Here is an 18,343-nt window from a genome sequence, read left to right as displayed (position 1 = left end):
GATGGAGAAGAGAGAGAGTATCGGCGGCACGGCCGTGACGCGGTGCTATGCGACGGATACCGAGGGCGTGACCCTCGTCGAGTGGCTGGATCAGGTCGCGGATGCGGACGGCAGAACCGAGACCGTCGCCGACAAGGGGATAGTCGCGAGCCGCATGACGGCCAGCCTGTTTCGCCATCTCGAGACCAAGGGGATACGGACAGCTTTTCTGGAAGAGATTTCGGCGCGGGAATTAAGTTTCCGCGCCGTGCATCGTTATTCCTTTGATCTCGTGGTGCGAAATTTCAGTGCGGGCAGTTTTGCGGAGAGAACCGGCGTGGCAGAGGGCAAAGCGCTCTCGCGCCCCACGGCGGAGCTCCGGAACCGGAAAGACGGCGGACAGCGGTATTTCTTAAACGGTTATGACGCGCTCGCGCTTGACCTGGTCAAAGAGGAGGACTTGCGGAAGATGACACAGCTCGCTTTCCGCATCAACGAGATTCTGATTTCCTACTTTGCGGAGCGCCGGGTGGATTTAATCGACCTCTCGCTTGCCTTCGGCAAAAACAAGGAGGAAGTGGTATTGACCGGGGCCCTGTCGCCGGACAATATGCGCCTCTGGGACCGGGATACGCACGAGCGCCTGGATGCGGACCGCTTCCGCCGGAATCTCGGCAATGTGCGAGAGGCCTATCTCGAAATTTACAAGCGCCTCGGCATCGGCTCCTTAAAGCCGGAGGAACTGCTGGGCGAGTAAGGAGGAAGCGTTTGGAAGAGACCAGAATTGCGGTGATGAGTATCATCGTGGAGGACAGAGACAGCGCGGAGCCCCTGAATCAGCTGTTGCACAGCTACGGGAGTTATATCATCGGGCGCATGGGACTGCCGTACGAAAAGAAGAATATAAGCCTCATGGCGATTGCCCTCGACGCGCCGGAGAACACGATTGCGGAGCTCGCCGGGAAGGTCGGGAATCTGCCGCATGTGAGTGTCAAAACTGCCTATGCGAAGCGCTGACGAGAGAGCCCTCGTCCTGCTCGACAAATTGGAGCGGGAGCGGGGGCTTGCTTTTTCGGAATATGCGGAATTAATCGGTGCCGAGACGGAGATACTCCGGCAGGAGGCGGCCGAGAGAGCGGTGCGGCTTCGAAAAAGGATTTACGGAGATCAGGTGTTCACGCGGGGCCTCATTGAATTTACGAGTTACTGTAAGAACGACTGTCACTACTGCGGTCTGCAGCGGAGCAACGCGGAGGCGGAGCGATATCGACTTTCGGAGGAGGATATACTGCTCTGTTGCCGCGAGGGTTACCGGCTCGGCTTTCGCACCTTCGTTTTGCAGGGCGGCGAAGACCCGTACTTTACCGATGACAGGCTGATCCGGATTGTCCGCGCAATGAAGGCGCAGCACCCGGACTGCGCGATTACGCTTTCGATTGGCGAACGAACGCACGAGAGCTATCAGCGGCTCTTCGATGCGGGCGCGGAGCGCTATCTCCTCCGCCACGAGACCGCGGATGAGGCACACTACCGGAAGCTGCATCCGGCGGAACTCTCGCTTCGCCACCGACTTGACTGCCTCGAGGACCTGAAGCGCATAGGCTATCAGGTGGGCTGCGGCTTTATGGTCGGCTCGCCCGGACAGACGGTCGAGACACTCGCGGAGGATTTCTGCTTCATTCAGGAATTCAAGCCCGCCATGTGCGGCATCGGCCCCTTTATCCCGCAGCACGCGACTGTGTTCCGGGACGAGAAGCAGGGGGATTTGCATCAGACCCTGTTTTTGCTCTCCCTGCTCCGGATATTGCAGCCGAATCTTTTATTGCCGGCCACCACGGCGCTCGGCACCATACATCCCATGGGGCGGGAGCTGGGCATACAGGCGGGGGCAAACGTCGTGATGCCTAATCTGTCTCCGGTCGAAGTCCGGAAAAAATATCTGCTCTATGACAATAAAATCTGCACCGGAGACGAGTCGGCAGCTTGCCGTTCTTGTTTAAGCCGGCGCATGGAATCCATCGGCTACCGGCTGACCGAGACACGCGGGGACGTGAAACCGCTCCCTTCGCCATCGGCGCTTGAGTAGTACCTCAATCCTATTTCAATCTGAACGGAACGGGTCCCCCGGACCGCAAGAAAGGAAACCCTTCATGGCTACATCTGCAAGCACATCTTATAACCCTGCCTCTCTCAGGGCAGAGGAGTTTATTTCCCACGAAGAAATCTTAGAGACCCTTCGCTATGCGGAGGAAAACAAACGAAACGAAGAACTGATCGATCGCATACTCGAAAAGGCGCGCCCCAAGTATGAGGGCGGGAAAGTCCGCTGTGAGGGACTCACGCACCGGGAGGCCTCGGTCTTATTGGCGTGCGATCTTCCCGAAAAAAATGCCGAGATGATGAAACGCGCAGAGGAAATCAAGCTTGCCTTTTACGGAAATCGTATTGTCCTCTTTGCGCCGCTCTACCTCTCGAACTACTGCGTGAACGGCTGCACCTACTGTCCCTATCATGCGGAAAATAAGCACATCAAGCGGAGAAAGCTGACGCAGGAAGAAGTGCGGCAGGAGGTCATTGCGCTCCAGGACATGGGGCATAAGCGCCTTGCGCTCGAGGCGGGCGAGGACCCGCTGCACAATCCGATTGACTATATCCTGGAGTGCATCCATACCATCTACGGCATTCATCATAAAAACGGCGACATCCGCCGCGTCAATGTGAATATCGCTGCGACCACGGTCGAAAACTATCGAAAACTCAGGGACGCCGGCATCGGCACCTATATTTTATTCCAGGAGACCTACCACAAAGAGAGCTATGAGGCGCTGCATCCCACCGGCCCGAAGCACGACTATCGCTACCACACCGAGGCGATGGACCGCGCGATGGAGGGTGGAATCGACGATGTGGGAATCGGCGTGCTCTTTGGACTCGACAAGTATCGCTACGAGTTTGCGGGGCTCTTGATGCACGCGGAGCATTTGGAAGCCGTGCACGGCGTGGGCCCTCACACCATCAGTGTGCCGCGCCTCAAAAAGGCGGACGATATCGATCCGAGCAAGTTCGAGAACGGCATTGACGATGAGACTTTCCTGAAGATCATTGCCTGCATCCGCATTGCGGTTCCCTATACGGGCATGATTATCTCGACCCGTGAGTCGGAGGCGGTGCGCGGCAAAGCGCTTCGGGTCGGCATCTCGCAGATTTCCGGAGGCTCCCGTACCTCGGTGGGCGGCTATGCCGAGGAAGAACGCTTGCATGACACCGAGCAGTTCGATGTCTCGGACCAGAGAACCCTGGATGAAGTTCTGCTCTGGCTTATGCGGGACGGCTTCCTGCCCTCATTCTGCACGGCCTGCTACCGGGAGGGGCGCACGGGCGACCGCTTCATGAGTCTCTTAAAGAGCGGTCAGATTCATAACTGTTGCCATCCGAATGCACTCATGACGCTCGCGGAATACCTGACCGACTATGCATCCGAGGAGACCAAGGAAACCGGCAAGGCCTTGGTGGAAGCCGAACTTACGAGCATTCCGAACGAAAGAAGCCGCGCAATCGCAGCGGAGAATATCAAAGAGATCTACGCCTCGAACCGCAGAGATTTCCGCTTCTAAGTCGCAGCGTTGCGGGAGAAAAGAGCAGGTTCTGCTGGACAAGAGAGAGAAGTCGGGATAAGATGGTAGTTCAGTAGTCATAGCTAATCTGAAACAAAGGAGGTATACGCCACGAGACAAACAAAATGGCTTGTTCTCTGCCTGATACTCGCAGCGCTGGCCTCGGCGCTCGTCACGCTTTGCATGGGGGCGGTGCGAATTCCGGTCGAAACGACCTGGGCCGTTTTACAGCGCCATCTCTTCGGGCAAAGCGGTCGCAGCATTCCGGTTTCGATGGAGCAGATTGTCTGGCAAATCCGCGTGCCGCGAATTATCCTCGGTTTTCTCGCGGGGAGCGGTCTTGCGCTCTGCGGCTGCGTGATGCAGGCGGTCGTGCAGAATCCAATGGCAGACCCTTATATTCTTGGGGTGTCGGCCGGGGCGACGCTCGGCGCAACGGGCTCTCTGTTTCTCGGTGTCGGTATTGTGTCGGGTTTCTGGGCATTTCTCGGCGCAGGTTTCGCCTGCTTTCTGGTGCTCACACTGGCCTCGGCGGACGGAAAGACCACTTCGGTTAAGTTAATCCTCGCCGGCATGATCGTGAACGCGCTGCTCACTGCCTTTTCCAATTTCATCATTGCGGTCGCGGGCAATTCCGACGGCATCATGTCGATTAAGTTCTGGACCATGGGGGCGCTGACGCGTGCTGCTTGGAAGAACATCGGGCTCATTGCCGTGATTGTTCTGCTGGCAACGCTCTTTTTTATGAGTCAGGCGAGGACTTTAGACGGCCTTTTGCTCGGGGAAGAGGCAGCTGTCACGATCGGCATCGATACCTTTCGCTGCCGCCTCGTGTATTTGCTGGTGCTCTCGCTGCTCACGGGCGCTCTGATTTCAGCCTGCGGCACGATAGGCTTTGTGGGGCTCATCATTCCGCATCTCGCGCGGGCTCTGGTCGGTACCGCACATCGAAGACTCTTGCCGATCGCGGCGCTCTCCGGGGGGCTCTTCATGCTCTGGGTCGATGCGCTTGCGCGGAGTTTACTGCCGAACACGGAGCTGCCGGTCGGCATATTCACGGCGTTAATCGGTGCTCCCTTCTTTGTCTATGTGATGGTGCGGAAACGCTACGGATTCGGAGGCAAATAAATGAGACTGGAAGCAGAAAACATCGCGGTCTCGATCGCCGGAAAATCCATTGTGAAAAACGTGACGCTCGATGTGCCGGAGCACAAGTTCTCGGCCCTCCTCGGTGCAAACGGGAGCGGCAAGACCACCTTGCTTCGCGCGATTTATAAGACCCAGAAGACGGACAGCGGCACGGTGAGGCTTGACGGCGAGGACATTGCCCGCTTTTCGGGCAAGAAAATTGCGCGCCGCATGGCGGTCATGGGGCAGTTCAATCAGATTAATTTTGACTATACGGTCATGGACATTGCGCTGATGGGGCGCTATCCGTTTCACACGCTGCTCGAGCGGGAAAAGGACAGGGATTACGAGGCGGCGCTCGAGGCGCTTTCGAAGGTCGGCATGAAAGACTACCGCGATCGGAATTTTCAGTCCCTCTCGGGCGGAGAGAAGCAGCGCGTTGTATTGGCACGCGCGCTCACACAAAACCCGAAGGTATTGATTCTGGATGAGCCGACGAATCATCTGGACATACGCTACCGAATTGAAATTCTGTCGATCATCAAAGATCTCGGCATCACGGTGCTCGCGGCGCTGCATGATCTCGGCCTTGCCGCGCAGTACTGCGACTATCTGTATCTCATGCGACAGGGCGAAATCGTGGAGAGCGGTGTGCCGGAAAAGGTGATGACACCCGAAACCATACGGCGGATTTTTGAAATTGAGGCAGCGGTGTATCCGAGCCCCATTGACGGAAAACTCATGATTCAGTATCTCTGACAACAGCGTTTGGCAACAGAAGTTTTAGCGGAGATCCCGCAGAAAGAGAAGGGCTATGAAGAAAAAGACGATGCTTTTACCGCTCGCGGCAGTCGCGGCGGCACTGATGATTACCGCTTGCGGACAAAAGGCAGCGAGCTCCGAGACGAGCGCCGCAAACGCTTCGGAGACGGAGAGCAAGGCAGGTACCGAGAACGGTGCTTCGGCAGAGAGCAGCACTGAGGCGAAAAACAGTGCGGCTGCAAAGACCGCCTATCCCCTGACGCTCAAGATTTACGACGCCGAGGGCAAGGAAGTCGAGATGAGCTATGCCCATGCGCCGGAACACGTGCTCTCGACCCAGCTCTCGATGACTGAGCTTCTGATTAAGCTCGGATTAAAAGATAAAATTGTCGCGGTCTTTGACAACGACAATGCGCTGAAGGGCGACATTGCGACCGAGATTGCCTCGTTAAAGAGTCTCGGCGACAAGAAGTCGGTCTCGAAGGAGAGTATACTGGCGCTCGAGCCGGATTTGATTCTCGGCAAGGGTCCTCTCATGTTCACCGACACGGCAATCGGCACGGTGCAGTCCTATCAGGAACTCGGCATTCCGGTCTATACCGAACTCGCAAGCGCTTCGATTGAGCAGTCGCTCAAAAACATTCCGGAGGATGTCCGCAACATCGGCAAAATCTTTGATGTGCAGGAGAAGGCGAATGCGTATGCGGACGAACTTGACAAGCGGATTGACGCGCTGCTCACCAAGGTCAGCAACCAAAAGGGAGAGCCGAAGAAGGTGCTCTTTATGGCGGGCTATACGGACGGTACCTTTGCCGGCTTCAACTCGAAGATGAGCAGCTGCATGTTAAAGACCCTGAACGCGGAAAATGTGCTCGAGAAGGGCGGCAACGGCCTCACGCTCGAAAATCTGATTTCGATGAATCCGGATGTGATTGTCTATGTGCGCTCGGATCGCTTTGCGGCGGCGGATGTGAATGCGGTCGCTTCGCTCAGCGAAAACGCGGTGGTGCAGGATGTGCCGGCAATCAAGAACAAAAAGATTATCGAGATGGACTATGACGATGTGATGGATTACGGCGCGCGCGTCATTGACTCCGCCGAGAAGCTCTATGACTTCATGTATGAGAAATAAGCGATTTACCCGAGGAAGGCGGATGGGCGGAGAGCTCATCCGCTTTTTTTCGGAAGCATACAAGAATAAAGCAGAACGAAGATAGACAGGCTTCAGAAAGCCGGAAGTCAGAGAGACAGAAATTAAGAGAGACAGAAATTAAAACAGAAAGAAATTAAGACAGACAGAAATCAGAGAGGAAGCAGCGCATGCAAGAATTCGGAGCAAGCGAAAAATTTCGCGTGAATATAGGTATTTTCGGCGCGAGAAATGCGGGCAAGTCGAGCCTCTTCAATGCGTTGAGCGCACAGAAGGCCGCGCTGGTCTCGGATACGCCCGGAACGACCACAGATCCGGTGAAAAAGACCATGGAGATTTTGCCGCTCGGGCCCGTTACCTTAATCGACACCCCGGGCATCGATGACGAAGGGGAACTCGGCAGAGAACGCGTGCGGCGCACCGAGGAGATGCAAAAGCGCTGTGACGCGGCAGTGCTCTGTCTCGCGGGAAAAAAAGAGGCGGGAGCGGCGGAGGAGCGACTCTTTTGTGCGCTCGCGGCACAGGGAATTCCGCTTTTAGCGGTCATCACCAAGGCGGAAGCGCTCACGGAGACCGAGCGCAGGGAGGCAGAGGCTTACTTCAGAGGGCTTATTACACGCTGCGGGGCCAAGGTCAAAGAAATTTATCTTTGCTCTGCCGTGAGCGGAGAAGGCATAGAGGAAGTTAAGACTGCCATCGGCATGCTTCCGCGTAAGGCGGAAAAGAAGGCGCTGCTCATGGATCTCGTTGCGCCCGGGGATACGGTTGTCCTCGTCTGTCCGCAGGATGAATCCGCGCCGCGCGGTCGCCTCATTCTGCCGCAGCAGATGGCGGTGCGGGAACTTCTCGATGGTGGAGCCTTTCCCTTTCTCTGTCAGCCGGAAGGGCTTTCCGCCTTGCTTGCGGCGCTTAGAACAGCGCCGGCTCTCATCATCACGGATTCGCAGGCCTTTGCGGAGGTTGCCGCTCTGATCCCCGACACACAGCCGCTCAGTTCCTTCAGTATGCTGCTTGCCAGACAGAGCGGTGTACTCGAAGAAGCGCTGGTCGGCGCGGAGGCCATACGGAGACTCGAGGACGGCGCTGCCGTATTAATCTCCGAGGGCTGTACCCATAAGCGCCAGTGCAAGGACATCGGCACGGTGAAGCTCCCGAAGCTGCTCGAAAAGGCCTCGGGGAAAAAGCTCCGCTTTTATTTCAGCTCGGGGCACGAGTTCCCGGACGACCTGCGCGAAAAAAACATAAGCCTGGTGGTGCACTGCGGTGCCTGTATGCTCGGGGATACGGAGCTTTTGTCGCGCTTTCAAGAAAGCCGCAACGCGGAAATACCGATTACCAATTACGGCGTGGCACTCGCCGCGATGCAGGGCATACTGCCGCGCGCGGCCGTGCCGCTGCTACAGGAAAAGCAATCCCGGGATTAAGTCGAAGGGTATTTGTGATTGCGACAAAGCGTGTAGGCAGAACAAAGCGGGGAGCAGTCGTCAACGGACAGCGGTAACAGAGATGTTTCCGTTTGTTCTCGGAGGAACGGGGAAGCACGCTTTCACGGCGTGCTTTTTGTGTGTGCGGTTCGGAGTATGTTTCCTGTATGCAGTGGGACTGGAGTTAAGCCTGTATTCGTGTTAAAATACAGAGTGTTATGGAAATTGGAGTAGTCTGCCAATCGGAACAAGAAGGAGACCGCATATGCAAAAAGAATACAATAAATACCTGAGTCCGCTTTCCGAGCGCTATGCCTCGGCGGAGATGCAGTATTTGTTTTCACCGGAGAAGAAGTTTCGCACCTGGAGAAAACTCTGGATTGCACTCGCAGAGACAGAGAGGGAACTCGGACTTCCGATTACGGAGGAGCAGATTGCGGAATTAAAGGCGCATGCCGAGGATATCAACTACGAAGTCGCAGAGGCGCGAGAACGTGAAGTGCGCCACGATGTGATGAGCCATGTCTATGCGTACGGCAAGCAGTGCCCGAGCGCAAAGGGCATCATCCACCTCGGCGCAACCAGTTGCTATGTGGGCGATAACACGGATATCATCCTCATGACGGAGGGGCTCCGCATTGTGCGCCGCGAACTCCTGAATGTCGTTGCGGAGCTCGCAACCTTCGCGGAGAAGTATAAGACCCTTCCGACCCTCGCCTTTACCCACTTCCAGCCGGCACAGCCGACCACGGTCGGCAAGCGCGCCACGCTCTGGATCAACGAGCTCCTTCTGGATCTTGAGGATCTTGACCATGTGCTCGCAAACATGAAGCTGCTCGGCTGCAAGGGCACCACGGGCACGCAGGCTTCGTTTAAAGAGCTCTTTGAGGGCGATGAAGAAAAGATTAAGAAGATCGATCCGATGATCGCGGAGAAGATGGGCTTTTCGGCCTGTGTCCCGGTCTCCGGCCAGACCTACTCGCGGAAGATCGACACCCGCGTGTTGAATGTACTCGCGGGCATTGCGCAGAGCGCGCACAAGTTCTCGAACGACATTCGCCTCCTGCAGCACTTAAAGGAGGTCGAGGAGCCGTTTGAGAAGAGCCAGATCGGTTCCTCGGCCATGGCCTACAAGCGGAACCCGATGCGCTGTGAGCGCATGGCGAGCCTTGCGAACTATGTGATGAGCGATGTGATGAACCCGATGCTTGTCGCAAGCACGCAGTGGTTCGAGCGCACGCTCGACGACTCCGCGAACAAGCGCCTCTCAATTCCGGAGGGCTTTCTCGCAATCGACGGCATCCTCCACCTGTACATGAATGTCGTGGATGGCCTCGTGGTTTACCCGAAGGTCATTGAGAAGCGTCTCATGGCGGAGCTTCCGTTCATGGCGACCGAGAATATCATGATGGACGCGGTCAAGGCGGGCGGCGACCGCCAGGAACTGCACGAGAAGATTCGCGAGCTCTCGATGATTGCCGGACAGCATGTGAAGGCAGAGGGCAGGGACAACGACCTTCTGGCGCTGATTGCCGCAGAGCCTTCGTTCCACCTGAATCTGGCGGATCTCGAGAAGACCATGCAGCCGGAGCGCTACATCGGCAGAAGTGCGGAGCAGGTCACGGATTACCTGAACGAAGTGGTGAATCCGCTGCTGAAAGAGAATCAGGATGCACTTGGCGAAAAGGCCGAGATTCAGGTCTAAGGGTCGAAAAGAGAGAGGAGTTTATCATATGTCAGTCAAAGCAATTGTCGGTGCCAACTGGGGTGATGAAGGCAAGGGAAAGATTACGGATGTGCTCGCGCAGGATGCGGACATTGTGGTGCGCTTCCAGGGCGGTGCAAACGCGGGTCATACGATTATCAACCACTACGGTAGATTTGCACTGCACCTTCTGCCGTCGGGCGTGTTCTCCGAGAATATCACCAATGTCATCGGCAACGGTGTCGCATTCCACATTCCTTCGTTCGTGAAGGAACTCGCGAGCATCGAGGAACAGGGCGTGCCGGCACCGAAGATTCTGGTCTCCGACCGCGTGCAACTTTTGATGCCCTATCACATTTTACAGGACAGCTACGAGGAGGCGAGACTCGCGGGTAAGGCCTTTGGTTCCACAAAGTCCGGCATCGCGCCGTTCTATTCGGATAAGTACGCGAAAATCGGCATTCAGGCGGCCGAGCTCTTCGACGAAGAGGCACTGCGCGAGAAGGTCGAAAACATCTGCACCATTAAGAATGCGCTCTTTGTGCACCTCTATCACCAGGAGCCGCTGAAGGCGGATGAGATTATGCAGACCCTGGCGGAGTACCGCGAGGCGATTGCTCCCTATCTCGCGGACACGGGTGCTTTCCTCACCGAGGCGCTTCGCGCAGGCAAAACGGTTCTTGTCGAGGGCCAGCTCGGCTCCCTCAAGGACCCGGATCAGGGGATTTACCCGATGGTCACGAGCTCGCACACGACGGCGGCTTTTGCGGCGGTCGGTGCGGCCTTCCCGCCCTATGAGTTAAAGGACATTGTGACGGTCACCAAGGCTTACTCGAGCTCGGTCGGCGCAGGTGAATTTGTCTCCGAAATTCTCGACGAGACCGAGGCAGAGGAACTCAGAAAGCGCGGCGGTGATAAGGGCGAGTACGGTGCGACCACCGGAAGACCGCGCCGCGTCGGCTGGTTCGATGCGGTCGCGACGCGCTACGGCTGCCGCGTTCAGGGCAGCACGGAGGTTGCGCTCACGGTGTTGGATGCACTCGGCTATCTCGACGAGATTCCGGTCTGCACGGGTTACGAGCTGGATGGTAAGATCATAGACTACTTCCCGGTCACGCCGCTCTTAAAGCGTTGCAAGCCGGTGCTCACGGTCCTGCCGGGCTGGAAGCAGGATATCCGCGGCATCACGCGCTATGAGGAGCTGCCGGAGAACTGCAGGAAGTATGTCGAGTTCATCGAGAAAGAGATCGGCGTTCCGATTACGATGGTCTCAAACGGACCGGGCAGAGAGGAACTCATTCACCGCAAGAAGTAAAAAGAAGGTTTCGACAGGGCACAGTCATTTGAGAAAAGGAGGATTTTGCCATGGATCTCGCATTGCTTCGCACCTTAGTTCCTGTTATCCTCATTGTTTTCTTTCTGATCGTCGTACTCTCCGGTTATGTCAAGGCACCGCCGGACAAGGCGTTCATCATCTCTGGGTATCGGAAGACGCCGAAGATTTTAATCGGACGGGCCGGCGTTAAAGTTCCGTTCCTCGAGCGCCTCGATGTGCTCTACCTCGGTCAGATGACGGTCGATATCAAGACCGAACAGTCGGTGCCGACGACGGACTTTATCAACGTCAATGTGGATGCGGTCGCGAAAGTGCGAATCGCGCCGGACAGTAAGGGCATTGAAAAGGCGTCTCGCAACTTCCTGAATAAGAAACCTGAGCAGATTGCGATGGACTTGCAGGACTCTCTGCAGGGTAACATGCGTGAGATCATCGGCACGCTGACCTTAAAGGACATCAACACGAACCGCGATTCCTTCTCGGATCAGGTGATGATGAAGGCGGCTGCCGATATGGAGAAACTCGGCATCGAGATTCTCTCCTGCAACATCCAGAACGTGACGGATGAGAAGGGGCTCATCAACGACCTCGGCGCGGACAACACTTCGAAGATTAAGAAGGACGCCGCGATTGCGAAGGCGCAGGCGGACCGCGATGTCGCGATTGCACAGGCCGAGGCAAACAAGGCCGCAAACGATGCGCGTGTCCAGGCGGACACCGAGATTGCGCAGAAGAACAATGAACTTGCGATACGTCAGTCGGAGTTGAAGGTCATTTCTGATACGAAGAAGGCAGAGGCGGATGCCGCTTACGAGATTCAGAAGCAGGCGCAAGAGAAGAATATCCAGATTGCGACGGTCAACGCCGCAATTGCAAAGGCAGAGCGCGACTCGGAGCTGAAGAAGCAGGAAGTCGCGGTCATGCAGCAGGCCCTCGACGCCGAAATCAACAAGAAGGCCGATGCCGAGAAGTACCGTGTGGAGCAGGCGGCTGCCGCTGAACTCGCAAAGCGCCAGAGAGAGGCGGAGGCGAGAAAGTACGAGCAGGAGCGCGAGGCAGAGGCGAGAAAGGCCGTCGCAGAGGCTGCAAAGTACGCTGCGGAGCAGGAGGCAAGCGGTATCCGCGCGAAGTACGAAGCGGAGGCAAGCGGTATTGCCCTGCGCGGTAAGGCAGAGGCAGAGGCGAGAAGAGCCGTGGGTCTTGCGGAAGCCGAGGCCATGGAAAAGAAGGCCGAGGCTTACCAGAAGTACAACAATGCCGCAATGGCGGAGATGCTGATCAAGGTGCTCCCGGACATTGCGAGTGAGATTGCGAAGCCGCTCGCGCAGATTGATAAGATTACGATCATCGGCGGCAGCGGCAGCAACGAGAACGGCGTGTCGCAGCTTGCGTCGAATGTCCCCGTTGTCATGGGCAAGCTCTTTGAGTCGATGAAGGAGACCACGGGCATCGATCTCGGCGAGATCATGCGCGCAGGTACCTATGACGCGAAGGTAAATCGGAATCTCAATGTGACCGGCCTGGAGCACGCGAGTGTGTGCGCGGAGGGCGGCAAGGAGGCGGAGGCTGCGCATCCCGCAGGCTTTGTTCCGGCCAAGGACAGCGAAAAGAAGAGCGGCGAAACGGCAGGTGCCGCGGCACCTGAGAAAAAGGCCGCAGAGAAAGAGCCGCAGCAGCGAAAACAAGATTGAGGACTTAAAGACAAAAAGGCGACAGCGCAGGCTGTCGCCTTTTTGTAGCAAGGGGAATTTCTCCGTTATTTTCCTCTTCTGTGTTTGGTGATCAGCAAAAAGCCGTAGAGGATCACGGGAATCGTGACATCCATGAAGATCAGAGCGCGGAGCAGCGGAAGACCGCTTGCGCCGCCAAAGAGCCCCACCAAGAGGGTCGATAGCAGAATGACAACCAGAAACAGCACGAGTGCGAGGCTGAAGACACGTTTCATAGGCAGCTCCTTTGATGACAGTCAGTCGGCGAGCGTTTCCCAGCGCTCATAGCAGTCGGCGAGTTCCTCTTCGGCGCTGTCTTTTCGCTTTTGAATCGCGAGGAGAGCAGCGGCGTCTCTCTGGTTTTCGGGGAGCAGGAACTCTTCTTCAATGCCGCGGAGTGTGTCCTCGAGTTCGGCGATGCGCTTCTCGCAGGCTTCCAATTCGGCGCGGCGCTTTTTCTCGGCGGCTTTCTGCGCTTTCTGGGTCTTATAGTCCTCGGCACTCGTCGGCGGCGCATCGATTTCGCGCTGCTCGGCCGCGACCGTGTTCGCGGGGAGCGCGGCGCGCTCGGCATCCGCTTTTTTCTCGAGATAGTAGTCGTAATTGCCGATGTAGTTCACAAGGCAGTGTTCGGTCAGATTCAGAATGCGAGTCGCTGTGCGGTTAATGAAATAACGGTCGTGGGATACGTAGAGCACCGTGCCCGGAAAGGCGCGGATGGCGCGCTCCAGGATTTCTTTGCTCTCCATGTCGAGATGGTTGGTCGGCTCGTCGAGGAGCAGGAAGTTTGCGTGGGAGAGCATGAGTTTTGCAAGAGACACACGGCCGCGCTCGCCGCCGGATAAATCCTTGATGCGCTTAAAGACATCGTCCCCGGTAAAGAGGAAGGCTGCGAGCATATTGCGGACCTCGGTGTTGGTCATGTCCGGCCAGGTGTCCTGAAGTTCCTCAAAGAGTGTTTTCTCGGGGTGCAGCACCTGGTGCTCCTGATCGTAGTAAGAGCAGAAGACCTTGGTCCCGAGGGTCACCGTGCCGCTGTCCGGCGGAAGCAAACCGTTGATGATTTTCAGAAGCGTGGTCTTGCCGGTGCCGTTTCCGCCCATAATGGCGACATGTTCGCCGCGCTTTAAGGAGAAATTGAGGTCAGAAAAGAGGACATTGTCGCCAAACGCTTTGCCGAGGTGCTCGACCGAGAGAACATCGTTGCCGCTGACCTCGTCCGGCGTAAAGTAGAGCGCCATGTCCTTTTTCGTTTCATACGGATTGTCGAGGCGCTCCACCTTGTCGAGCAGTTTTTCGCGGCTCTCGGCGCGCTTAATCGACTTCTCTCGGTTAAAGGCGCGGAGTTTCTGAATCACGGCCTCCTGGTGTTTGATTTCGGCCTGCTGGTTTGCATAGGCGCGGGCGGCGGCTTCGGCGAGCGCTTCTTTCTTCTCGGTGAATTGTGTGTAATTGCCGTCGTAGCTTGTCACCTTGCCGTGGTTTAAGTCAAAAATCTTATTGACGATGCGGTCCAAGAAGAAGCGGTCGTGCGAGACAATCAGAACTGCACCGGCATAGTTCATGAGATAGGTCTCGAGCCACTCGATGCTCTCGAGATCCAGGTGGTTGGTCGGCTCGTCGAGCAGAATCAAATCGGGCTCTTCGAGCAGAAGTTTGCCGAGAAACACACGGGTCTTCTGACCGCCGGAGAGCGAGGAGAGCGGCCGCGCGGCATCGGCCTCGCTGAAGCCGAGACCCCGGATAATACCGGTCACACGGCTTCTGACCGCATAGCCGTCCATCAGCTCGTAGCGGTGCTCGGCCTCGGTATAGGCGGCGAGCAGTTTTTCGAGCGCCGCGCCTTCGGCGTGCTTCATTTCTTCTTGTAATGCGGCGAGCTGAGATTCTAAGTCCAGGATGGGCTGAATGACTTTGGTCAGCTCCTCCTCGATGGTGAGCGCAGAGTCGAGCGTGTTGTCCTGGTGAAGATAGCCCATGGTAGCGCCTTTTTTCAGCGTGACATCGCCGCCGTCACGTGACAGTTCACCGGTCAGAAGATTTAAGAGCGTGCTCTTTCCGGCGCCGTTCGGACCGACAATCGCCGCCTTGTCATGTTCGTTCAGGAAAAAGGAGGCGTCGTCAATGACGGTCTCCCCCACAAAACTCTTTTTTAAATGCGCGGCATTCAGTATCATAAGCACCCCATTTTCACGCAAGCTTTACAATGAATACTCCGCTGTAGTATAGCGAAATGCCGTCGGATTGACAAGGCAGAGAAAACTCCCTATACTTTAAACTTAAGCGCCAAACGGCAACTGGGTTTTAAGACACAGGAAAGCAGGAAGTGAAGTCTTGAAAGATAAAGTATCCACGGCGGTTATTCAACGCCTACCGCGCTACTATCGTTATCTCTCGGATTTACTGGAGGAAAATGTAGAGCGCATTTCTTCAAGCGATCTCGCGGCGCGCATGCACGTCACGGCGTCACAGATACGCCAGGATTTGAATACCTTCGGCGGATTCGGACAGCAGGGTTACGGCTATCATGTGCCGCATTTGCATGCGGAGATCGGGAAGCTGCTCGGCATCGATCAGCAAAAGTATATCGTTATTGTCGGCGCCGGGAATCTCGGACAGGCACTCGCAAATTATCAGAATTTTACAAAGCGCGGATTTCAGGTCAAAGCGCTTTTTGACATCGATCCGGAAGTAATCGGCAGAACCATTCAGGGCGCGCAGGTCTTCCCGTTGGAATATCTGGAGGCATATCTCGAGAAGAATGCAATCGATATCGCGACGCTGACGCTCCCGAGAGATCGTGCAATCGAGGTCGCCAAGCGGCTGTGTCGCTGCGGTATCAAGGCAATCTGGAATTTTGCACACACGGATCTCCAGGTGGATGAGGATGTACTTGTCGAGAATGTGCACCTCTCGGAGAGTCTCATGCAGCTCTCCTACCGGATGATTGCAGCCAGACGGAAACAAAAGAAGACGGAGGAGACGGGTGATACTGGGACTGGGGTGCGATCTGATTGAGATTGCCCGCGTGGAGAAAGCGGCGCGAGAGGAGCGTTTCCTCGTGCGCACCTTTACAGAGGAGGAACGGCGGCAGTCGGGGGGAAACGTGGCTTTTCTCGCCGGCTGTTTTGCTGTCAAGGAAGCGGTCGTGAAGTGCTTCGGGACGGGGTTCCGGGGGATTGAACCGGCGGAAATCGAAGTGCTGCGCGATGCGCTCGGGAAACCCTATGTGCGGCTTTCGGGCGCTGCGGCGGCACGGTGTGCGGCGTTCGGCGGACAGACACCGCTGGTCAGCATCAGCGATACCCGGACGCACGCGATGGCAGTCGCCGTGTTCGAGCGAGAAGACGGAGGAGAAACAAAATGAGAAGGGAAGCGGACGACGCACTGGTGCTGGAGGAGAGTGATCTCTGCAGAATTCCGGCGAGACAGAGAGACTCCAACAAAGGGACTTACGGTCCCCTGCTCTGCATTGCGGGGAGCGAAGGCATGGCGGGGGCAGCGTATCTCACGGCACTCGGCGCCTACCGGAGCGGCGCGGGGCTGGTGCGCATTCTGACACCGGAGGTGAACCGCTCGGTGCTGCAGATTCAGTTGCCCGAGGCCATCGTGGAAAGTTACGATCTGGAAACAGAGGAAGTCACGGCAGAAAACCCCGGGAGACAGTTTCTCGCAGAGCGGCAGGGGAGCATCACGGTCTCCGAAGAGGAGGAACCGGCGGGACAGGCGAAAAATCAGCGTCTGCCGCTCCCGCTTGCGAGGCTTGAAGAATTGCTCGCTTCGAGTAAGGCGGTTGTGATTGGGCCGGGGCTCGGACAGACGGAGGCCGCTGTTGCCTTGGTCAAAGAGACCCTTTCCCGCTGCAAGGTTCCGCTTGTGGTCGATGCCGACGCGCTGAATCTGATTGCGCGCCGTCCGTCCCTTTTGTCCTGCCGGAAGAGCAACTGGATTTTTACGCCGCATCCCGGCGAGATGTCCCGGCTCACGGAACATGAGATACCGGAAATCCTGTGCGAGAGCCGTGCGATTGCGGCAGCCTATCGGGACCACTACGGGGTGACGGTCTGCCTGAAGACTTCGGAGAGCATCATTGCGATTGCGGAGAGTCAGAACATTTACCGGAACGAGAGCGGAACGCCGGCGCTCGCAAAGGCGGGGAGCGGCGATGTGCTGAGCGGCATCATTGCGGGCCTGCTCTGCCTCGGCATGGAGCCCGGTGCAGCGGCGGCCTACGGTTCTTACCTGCACGGGCGCGCCGGACAGGTCGCGGCGGGCAAGTTCTCGCTGCACGGTATTCTCGCGCGGGACATTGCCGATGCGGTTCCGACGGTGATGCGGTCCGCGCAGACCATTGAACCGGAAGATATGGGAGAGGAGTGAACGGAAGTGCAGCAGGAAGAGAGAGAAAAGCGCCGCGTCTATGCCAAAATCAGCAAAGCGGCGCTCTGTCACAACATGGAGGCCATGCAGGCTTCTCTGCCTGCAGGCGTCAAAATGGCCGGTGTCGTGAAGGCCGACGGCTACGGGCACGGCGCGGCTTCCGTCTGTGAGGTGATTGCGCCCTATGTCGCGTTTTACTGTGTTGCGGCGGCAGAGGAGGCCTTGGAGCTGCGGAAAAAGGGAATCGAAAAGCCGATTCTGATTCTCGGCCCCGTGCCGGGCGACGATTATGCGGCGCTGATTCGCGCCGGAATCCGTCCGTCGATCTTTACCGAAGAACAGGCTGCGGCGCTCTCGGCCGCAGCGGTTGCGCTCGGTATCCGGGCGCCGTTTCACCTCGCTGTCGACACGGGCATGAACCGCATCGGGCTCAGAGCGGACGAGACAGGGGTTGCGCTCGCCGAGAAGATTGCGGCCTATCCGATGCTCGACTTTGAGGGGATGTTCACACATTTTTACCGCGCGGATGAGTGGAATCTCGAGACCACGGAGCGCCAGACGGCGCGCTTCCGGAACTTTAAGACAGCGCTCGCCGCAAAGGGCTTAACCGCTCGGATTTGCCATGTCGCGAATTCCGCAGGCATTCTGAACCTGCACGGGACGGACTTTGACATGGTGCGGGCCGGCATCGCGCTCTACGGCATCTATCCCGCGGAGGAAATGGCGCACACGGTGCGCCTTGAACCGGCGCTTTCGCTGCACAGCACGGTGACCTATGTGAAAGAAGTGCCTGCCGGAGAGGCAATCAGCTACGGCGGCACCTATGTCGCGGCGTCCGCGAGATGGGTGGCGACGGTTCCGGTCGGTTACGGCGACGGCTACCCGCGTTCGCTCAGCAACAAGGGCGAAGTTTTGATTCACGGCAAGCGCTGTCGCATTCTGGGGCGGGTCTGCATGGATCAGCTTATGGTCGATGTGAGCGAGGTGAGAGAGGCAGCGCCGGGATCGCCGGTTACCTTGCTCGGCGCAGACGGGAACGAGTGCATCACGCTCGAAGAACTGGCGGAGAAATCCGGGCGTTTTCCCTATGAGTTTATGTGTTGTCTGAACCGAAGAGTGCCCCGCATATATTGCTGAAGCGGAGAGAGGAGTTTTT

At 57.1% G+C, this 18,343-nt stretch carries 17 protein-coding genes; 15 read left to right on the top strand and 2 right to left on the bottom strand.

The window, feature by feature from the left end; translation table 11 throughout:
• The first annotated feature begins 1 nt into the window (after position 1).
• The 11 genes from ACO4XG_RS05020 (at position 2) to ACO4XG_RS04970 (ending at position 12,789) form a co-directional block, all read left to right on the top strand.
• Complete coding sequence (locus tag ACO4XG_RS05020) at positions 2-736, top strand: phosphoribosylaminoimidazolesuccinocarboxamide synthase (protein WP_308508349.1); 735 nt, start codon at positions 2-4, stop codon at positions 734-736.
• 11 nt (positions 737-747) lie between these two features.
• The gene (locus ACO4XG_RS05015) at positions 748-996 is read left to right on the top strand and encodes a TM1266 family iron-only hydrogenase system putative regulator (protein ID WP_009533674.1); all 249 of its coding nucleotides are present in this window, start codon (positions 748-750) and stop codon (positions 994-996) included.
• Entirely contained in the window at positions 983-2,065 is a 1,083-nt protein-coding gene (gene hydE, locus ACO4XG_RS05010) for a [FeFe] hydrogenase H-cluster radical SAM maturase HydE (protein ID WP_308508350.1), read from the top strand. The genes ACO4XG_RS05015 and hydE overlap by 14 nt, the downstream gene beginning before the upstream one ends.
• Positions 2,066-2,129: 64 nt before the next feature.
• A complete protein-coding gene (gene hydG, locus ACO4XG_RS05005; RefSeq protein ID WP_308508351.1) occupies positions 2,130-3,593 on the top strand; it encodes a [FeFe] hydrogenase H-cluster radical SAM maturase HydG in 1,464 nt (487 codons plus the stop codon).
• Positions 3,594-3,734: 141 nt separating this feature from the next.
• Positions 3,735-4,721 (top strand): FecCD family ABC transporter permease, encoded by a 987-nt coding sequence (locus ACO4XG_RS05000; RefSeq protein ID WP_485129662.1) that lies wholly within the window; start codon positions 3,735-3,737, stop codon positions 4,719-4,721.
• On the top strand, positions 4,722-5,480 hold the full coding sequence (locus tag ACO4XG_RS04995; protein ID WP_308508352.1) for an ABC transporter ATP-binding protein: 759 nt from the start codon (positions 4,722-4,724) through the stop codon (positions 5,478-5,480).
• Between the two features lie 55 nt (positions 5,481-5,535).
• On the top strand, positions 5,536-6,615 hold the full coding sequence (locus tag ACO4XG_RS04990) for an ABC transporter substrate-binding protein (RefSeq protein WP_308508353.1): 1,080 nt from the start codon (positions 5,536-5,538) through the stop codon (positions 6,613-6,615).
• A 188-nt stretch (positions 6,616-6,803) separates the two neighbouring features.
• Entirely contained in the window at positions 6,804-8,057 is a 1,254-nt protein-coding gene (hydF, locus tag ACO4XG_RS04985) for a [FeFe] hydrogenase H-cluster maturation GTPase HydF (protein ID WP_308508354.1), read from the top strand.
• Positions 8,058-8,322: 265 nt separating this feature from the next.
• Positions 8,323-9,762 carry an adenylosuccinate lyase gene (gene purB, locus ACO4XG_RS04980; protein WP_308508355.1) on the top strand — a complete coding sequence of 480 codons (1,440 nt, stop codon included), beginning with the start codon at positions 8,323-8,325 and terminating at the stop codon, positions 9,760-9,762.
• Positions 9,763-9,790: 28 nt separating this feature from the next.
• Positions 9,791-11,077 (top strand): adenylosuccinate synthase, encoded by a 1,287-nt coding sequence (locus ACO4XG_RS04975; protein ID WP_308508356.1) that lies wholly within the window; start codon positions 9,791-9,793, stop codon positions 11,075-11,077.
• A 50-nt stretch (positions 11,078-11,127) separates the two neighbouring features.
• Complete coding sequence (locus tag ACO4XG_RS04970; protein WP_308508357.1) at positions 11,128-12,789, top strand: flotillin family protein; 1,662 nt, start codon at positions 11,128-11,130, stop codon at positions 12,787-12,789.
• Positions 12,790-12,854: 65 nt separating this feature from the next.
• Here ACO4XG_RS04970 and ACO4XG_RS04965 read toward each other — a convergent pair whose 3' ends face one another.
• Positions 12,855-13,043 carry a cell division protein DIVIC gene (locus ACO4XG_RS04965; RefSeq protein ID WP_308508358.1) on the bottom strand — a complete coding sequence of 63 codons (189 nt, stop codon included), beginning with the start codon at positions 13,041-13,043 and terminating at the stop codon, positions 12,855-12,857.
• Positions 13,044-13,064: 21 nt separating this feature from the next.
• Positions 13,065-14,984 carry an ABC-F family ATP-binding cassette domain-containing protein gene (locus tag ACO4XG_RS04960; RefSeq protein WP_308508359.1) on the bottom strand — a complete coding sequence of 640 codons (1,920 nt, stop codon included), beginning with the start codon at positions 14,982-14,984 and terminating at the stop codon, positions 13,065-13,067.
• A 157-nt stretch (positions 14,985-15,141) separates the two neighbouring features.
• Here ACO4XG_RS04960 and ACO4XG_RS04955 point away from each other — a divergent pair, with 157 nt between their 5' ends.
• From ACO4XG_RS04955 to alr, 4 genes are read left to right on the top strand one after another with little or no spacing between them, the layout of a single operon-like run.
• Positions 15,142-15,825, top strand: a complete 684-nt coding sequence (locus ACO4XG_RS04955) for a redox-sensing transcriptional repressor Rex (protein ID WP_308508360.1) — start codon at positions 15,142-15,144, stop codon at positions 15,823-15,825.
• Positions 15,794-16,174: a holo-ACP synthase gene (acpS, locus tag ACO4XG_RS04950; protein WP_308508361.1), complete on the top strand. Its 381-nt coding sequence runs from the start codon at positions 15,794-15,796 to the stop codon at positions 16,172-16,174. The genes ACO4XG_RS04955 and acpS overlap by 32 nt, the downstream gene beginning before the upstream one ends.
• Complete coding sequence (locus tag ACO4XG_RS04945) at positions 16,171-17,187, top strand: NAD(P)H-hydrate dehydratase (protein ID WP_308508362.1); 1,017 nt, start codon at positions 16,171-16,173, stop codon at positions 17,185-17,187. Before acpS ends, ACO4XG_RS04945 begins: the two co-directional genes overlap by 4 nt.
• A gap of 6 nt (positions 17,188-17,193) precedes the next feature.
• Positions 17,194-18,324: an alanine racemase gene (gene alr / locus ACO4XG_RS04940; RefSeq protein ID WP_308508363.1), complete on the top strand. Its 1,131-nt coding sequence runs from the start codon at positions 17,194-17,196 to the stop codon at positions 18,322-18,324.
• The last annotated feature ends 19 nt before the right edge of the window (positions 18,325-18,343 follow it).

The sequence above is a fragment of the Stomatobaculum sp. genome, assembly GCF_057248925.1.
This window is presented reverse-complemented; position numbering and strand designations above follow the sequence as displayed.

Bases quoted from the DNA above. Each gene is read 5' to 3' on its own strand.
- hydG (WP_308508351.1), top strand. From the start codon at position 2,130: ATGGCTACATCTGCAAGCACATCTTATAACCCTGCCTCTCTCAGGGCA.
- ACO4XG_RS04945 (WP_308508362.1), top strand. From the start codon at position 16,171: ATGAGAAGGGAAGCGGACGACGCACTGGTGCTGGAGGAGAGTGATCTC.
- ACO4XG_RS04970 (WP_308508357.1), top strand. From the start codon at position 11,128: ATGGATCTCGCATTGCTTCGCACCTTAGTTCCTGTTATCCTCATTGTT.
- ACO4XG_RS04975 (WP_308508356.1), top strand. From the start codon at position 9,791: ATGTCAGTCAAAGCAATTGTCGGTGCCAACTGGGGTGATGAAGGCAAG.
- ACO4XG_RS04960 (WP_308508359.1), bottom strand. From the start codon at position 14,984: ATGATACTGAATGCCGCGCATTTAAAAAAGAGTTTTGTGGGGGAGACC.
- ACO4XG_RS05020 (WP_308508349.1), top strand. From the start codon at position 2: ATGGAGAAGAGAGAGAGTATCGGCGGCACGGCCGTGACGCGGTGCTAT.
- ACO4XG_RS04995 (WP_308508352.1), top strand. From the start codon at position 4,722: ATGAGACTGGAAGCAGAAAACATCGCGGTCTCGATCGCCGGAAAATCC.
- ACO4XG_RS04965 (WP_308508358.1), bottom strand. From the start codon at position 13,043: ATGAAACGTGTCTTCAGCCTCGCACTCGTGCTGTTTCTGGTTGTCATT.
- hydF (WP_308508354.1), top strand. From the start codon at position 6,804: ATGCAAGAATTCGGAGCAAGCGAAAAATTTCGCGTGAATATAGGTATT.
- ACO4XG_RS04990 (WP_308508353.1), top strand. From the start codon at position 5,536: ATGAAGAAAAAGACGATGCTTTTACCGCTCGCGGCAGTCGCGGCGGCA.
- hydE (WP_308508350.1), top strand. From the start codon at position 983: ATGCGAAGCGCTGACGAGAGAGCCCTCGTCCTGCTCGACAAATTGGAG.
- purB (WP_308508355.1), top strand. From the start codon at position 8,323: ATGCAAAAAGAATACAATAAATACCTGAGTCCGCTTTCCGAGCGCTAT.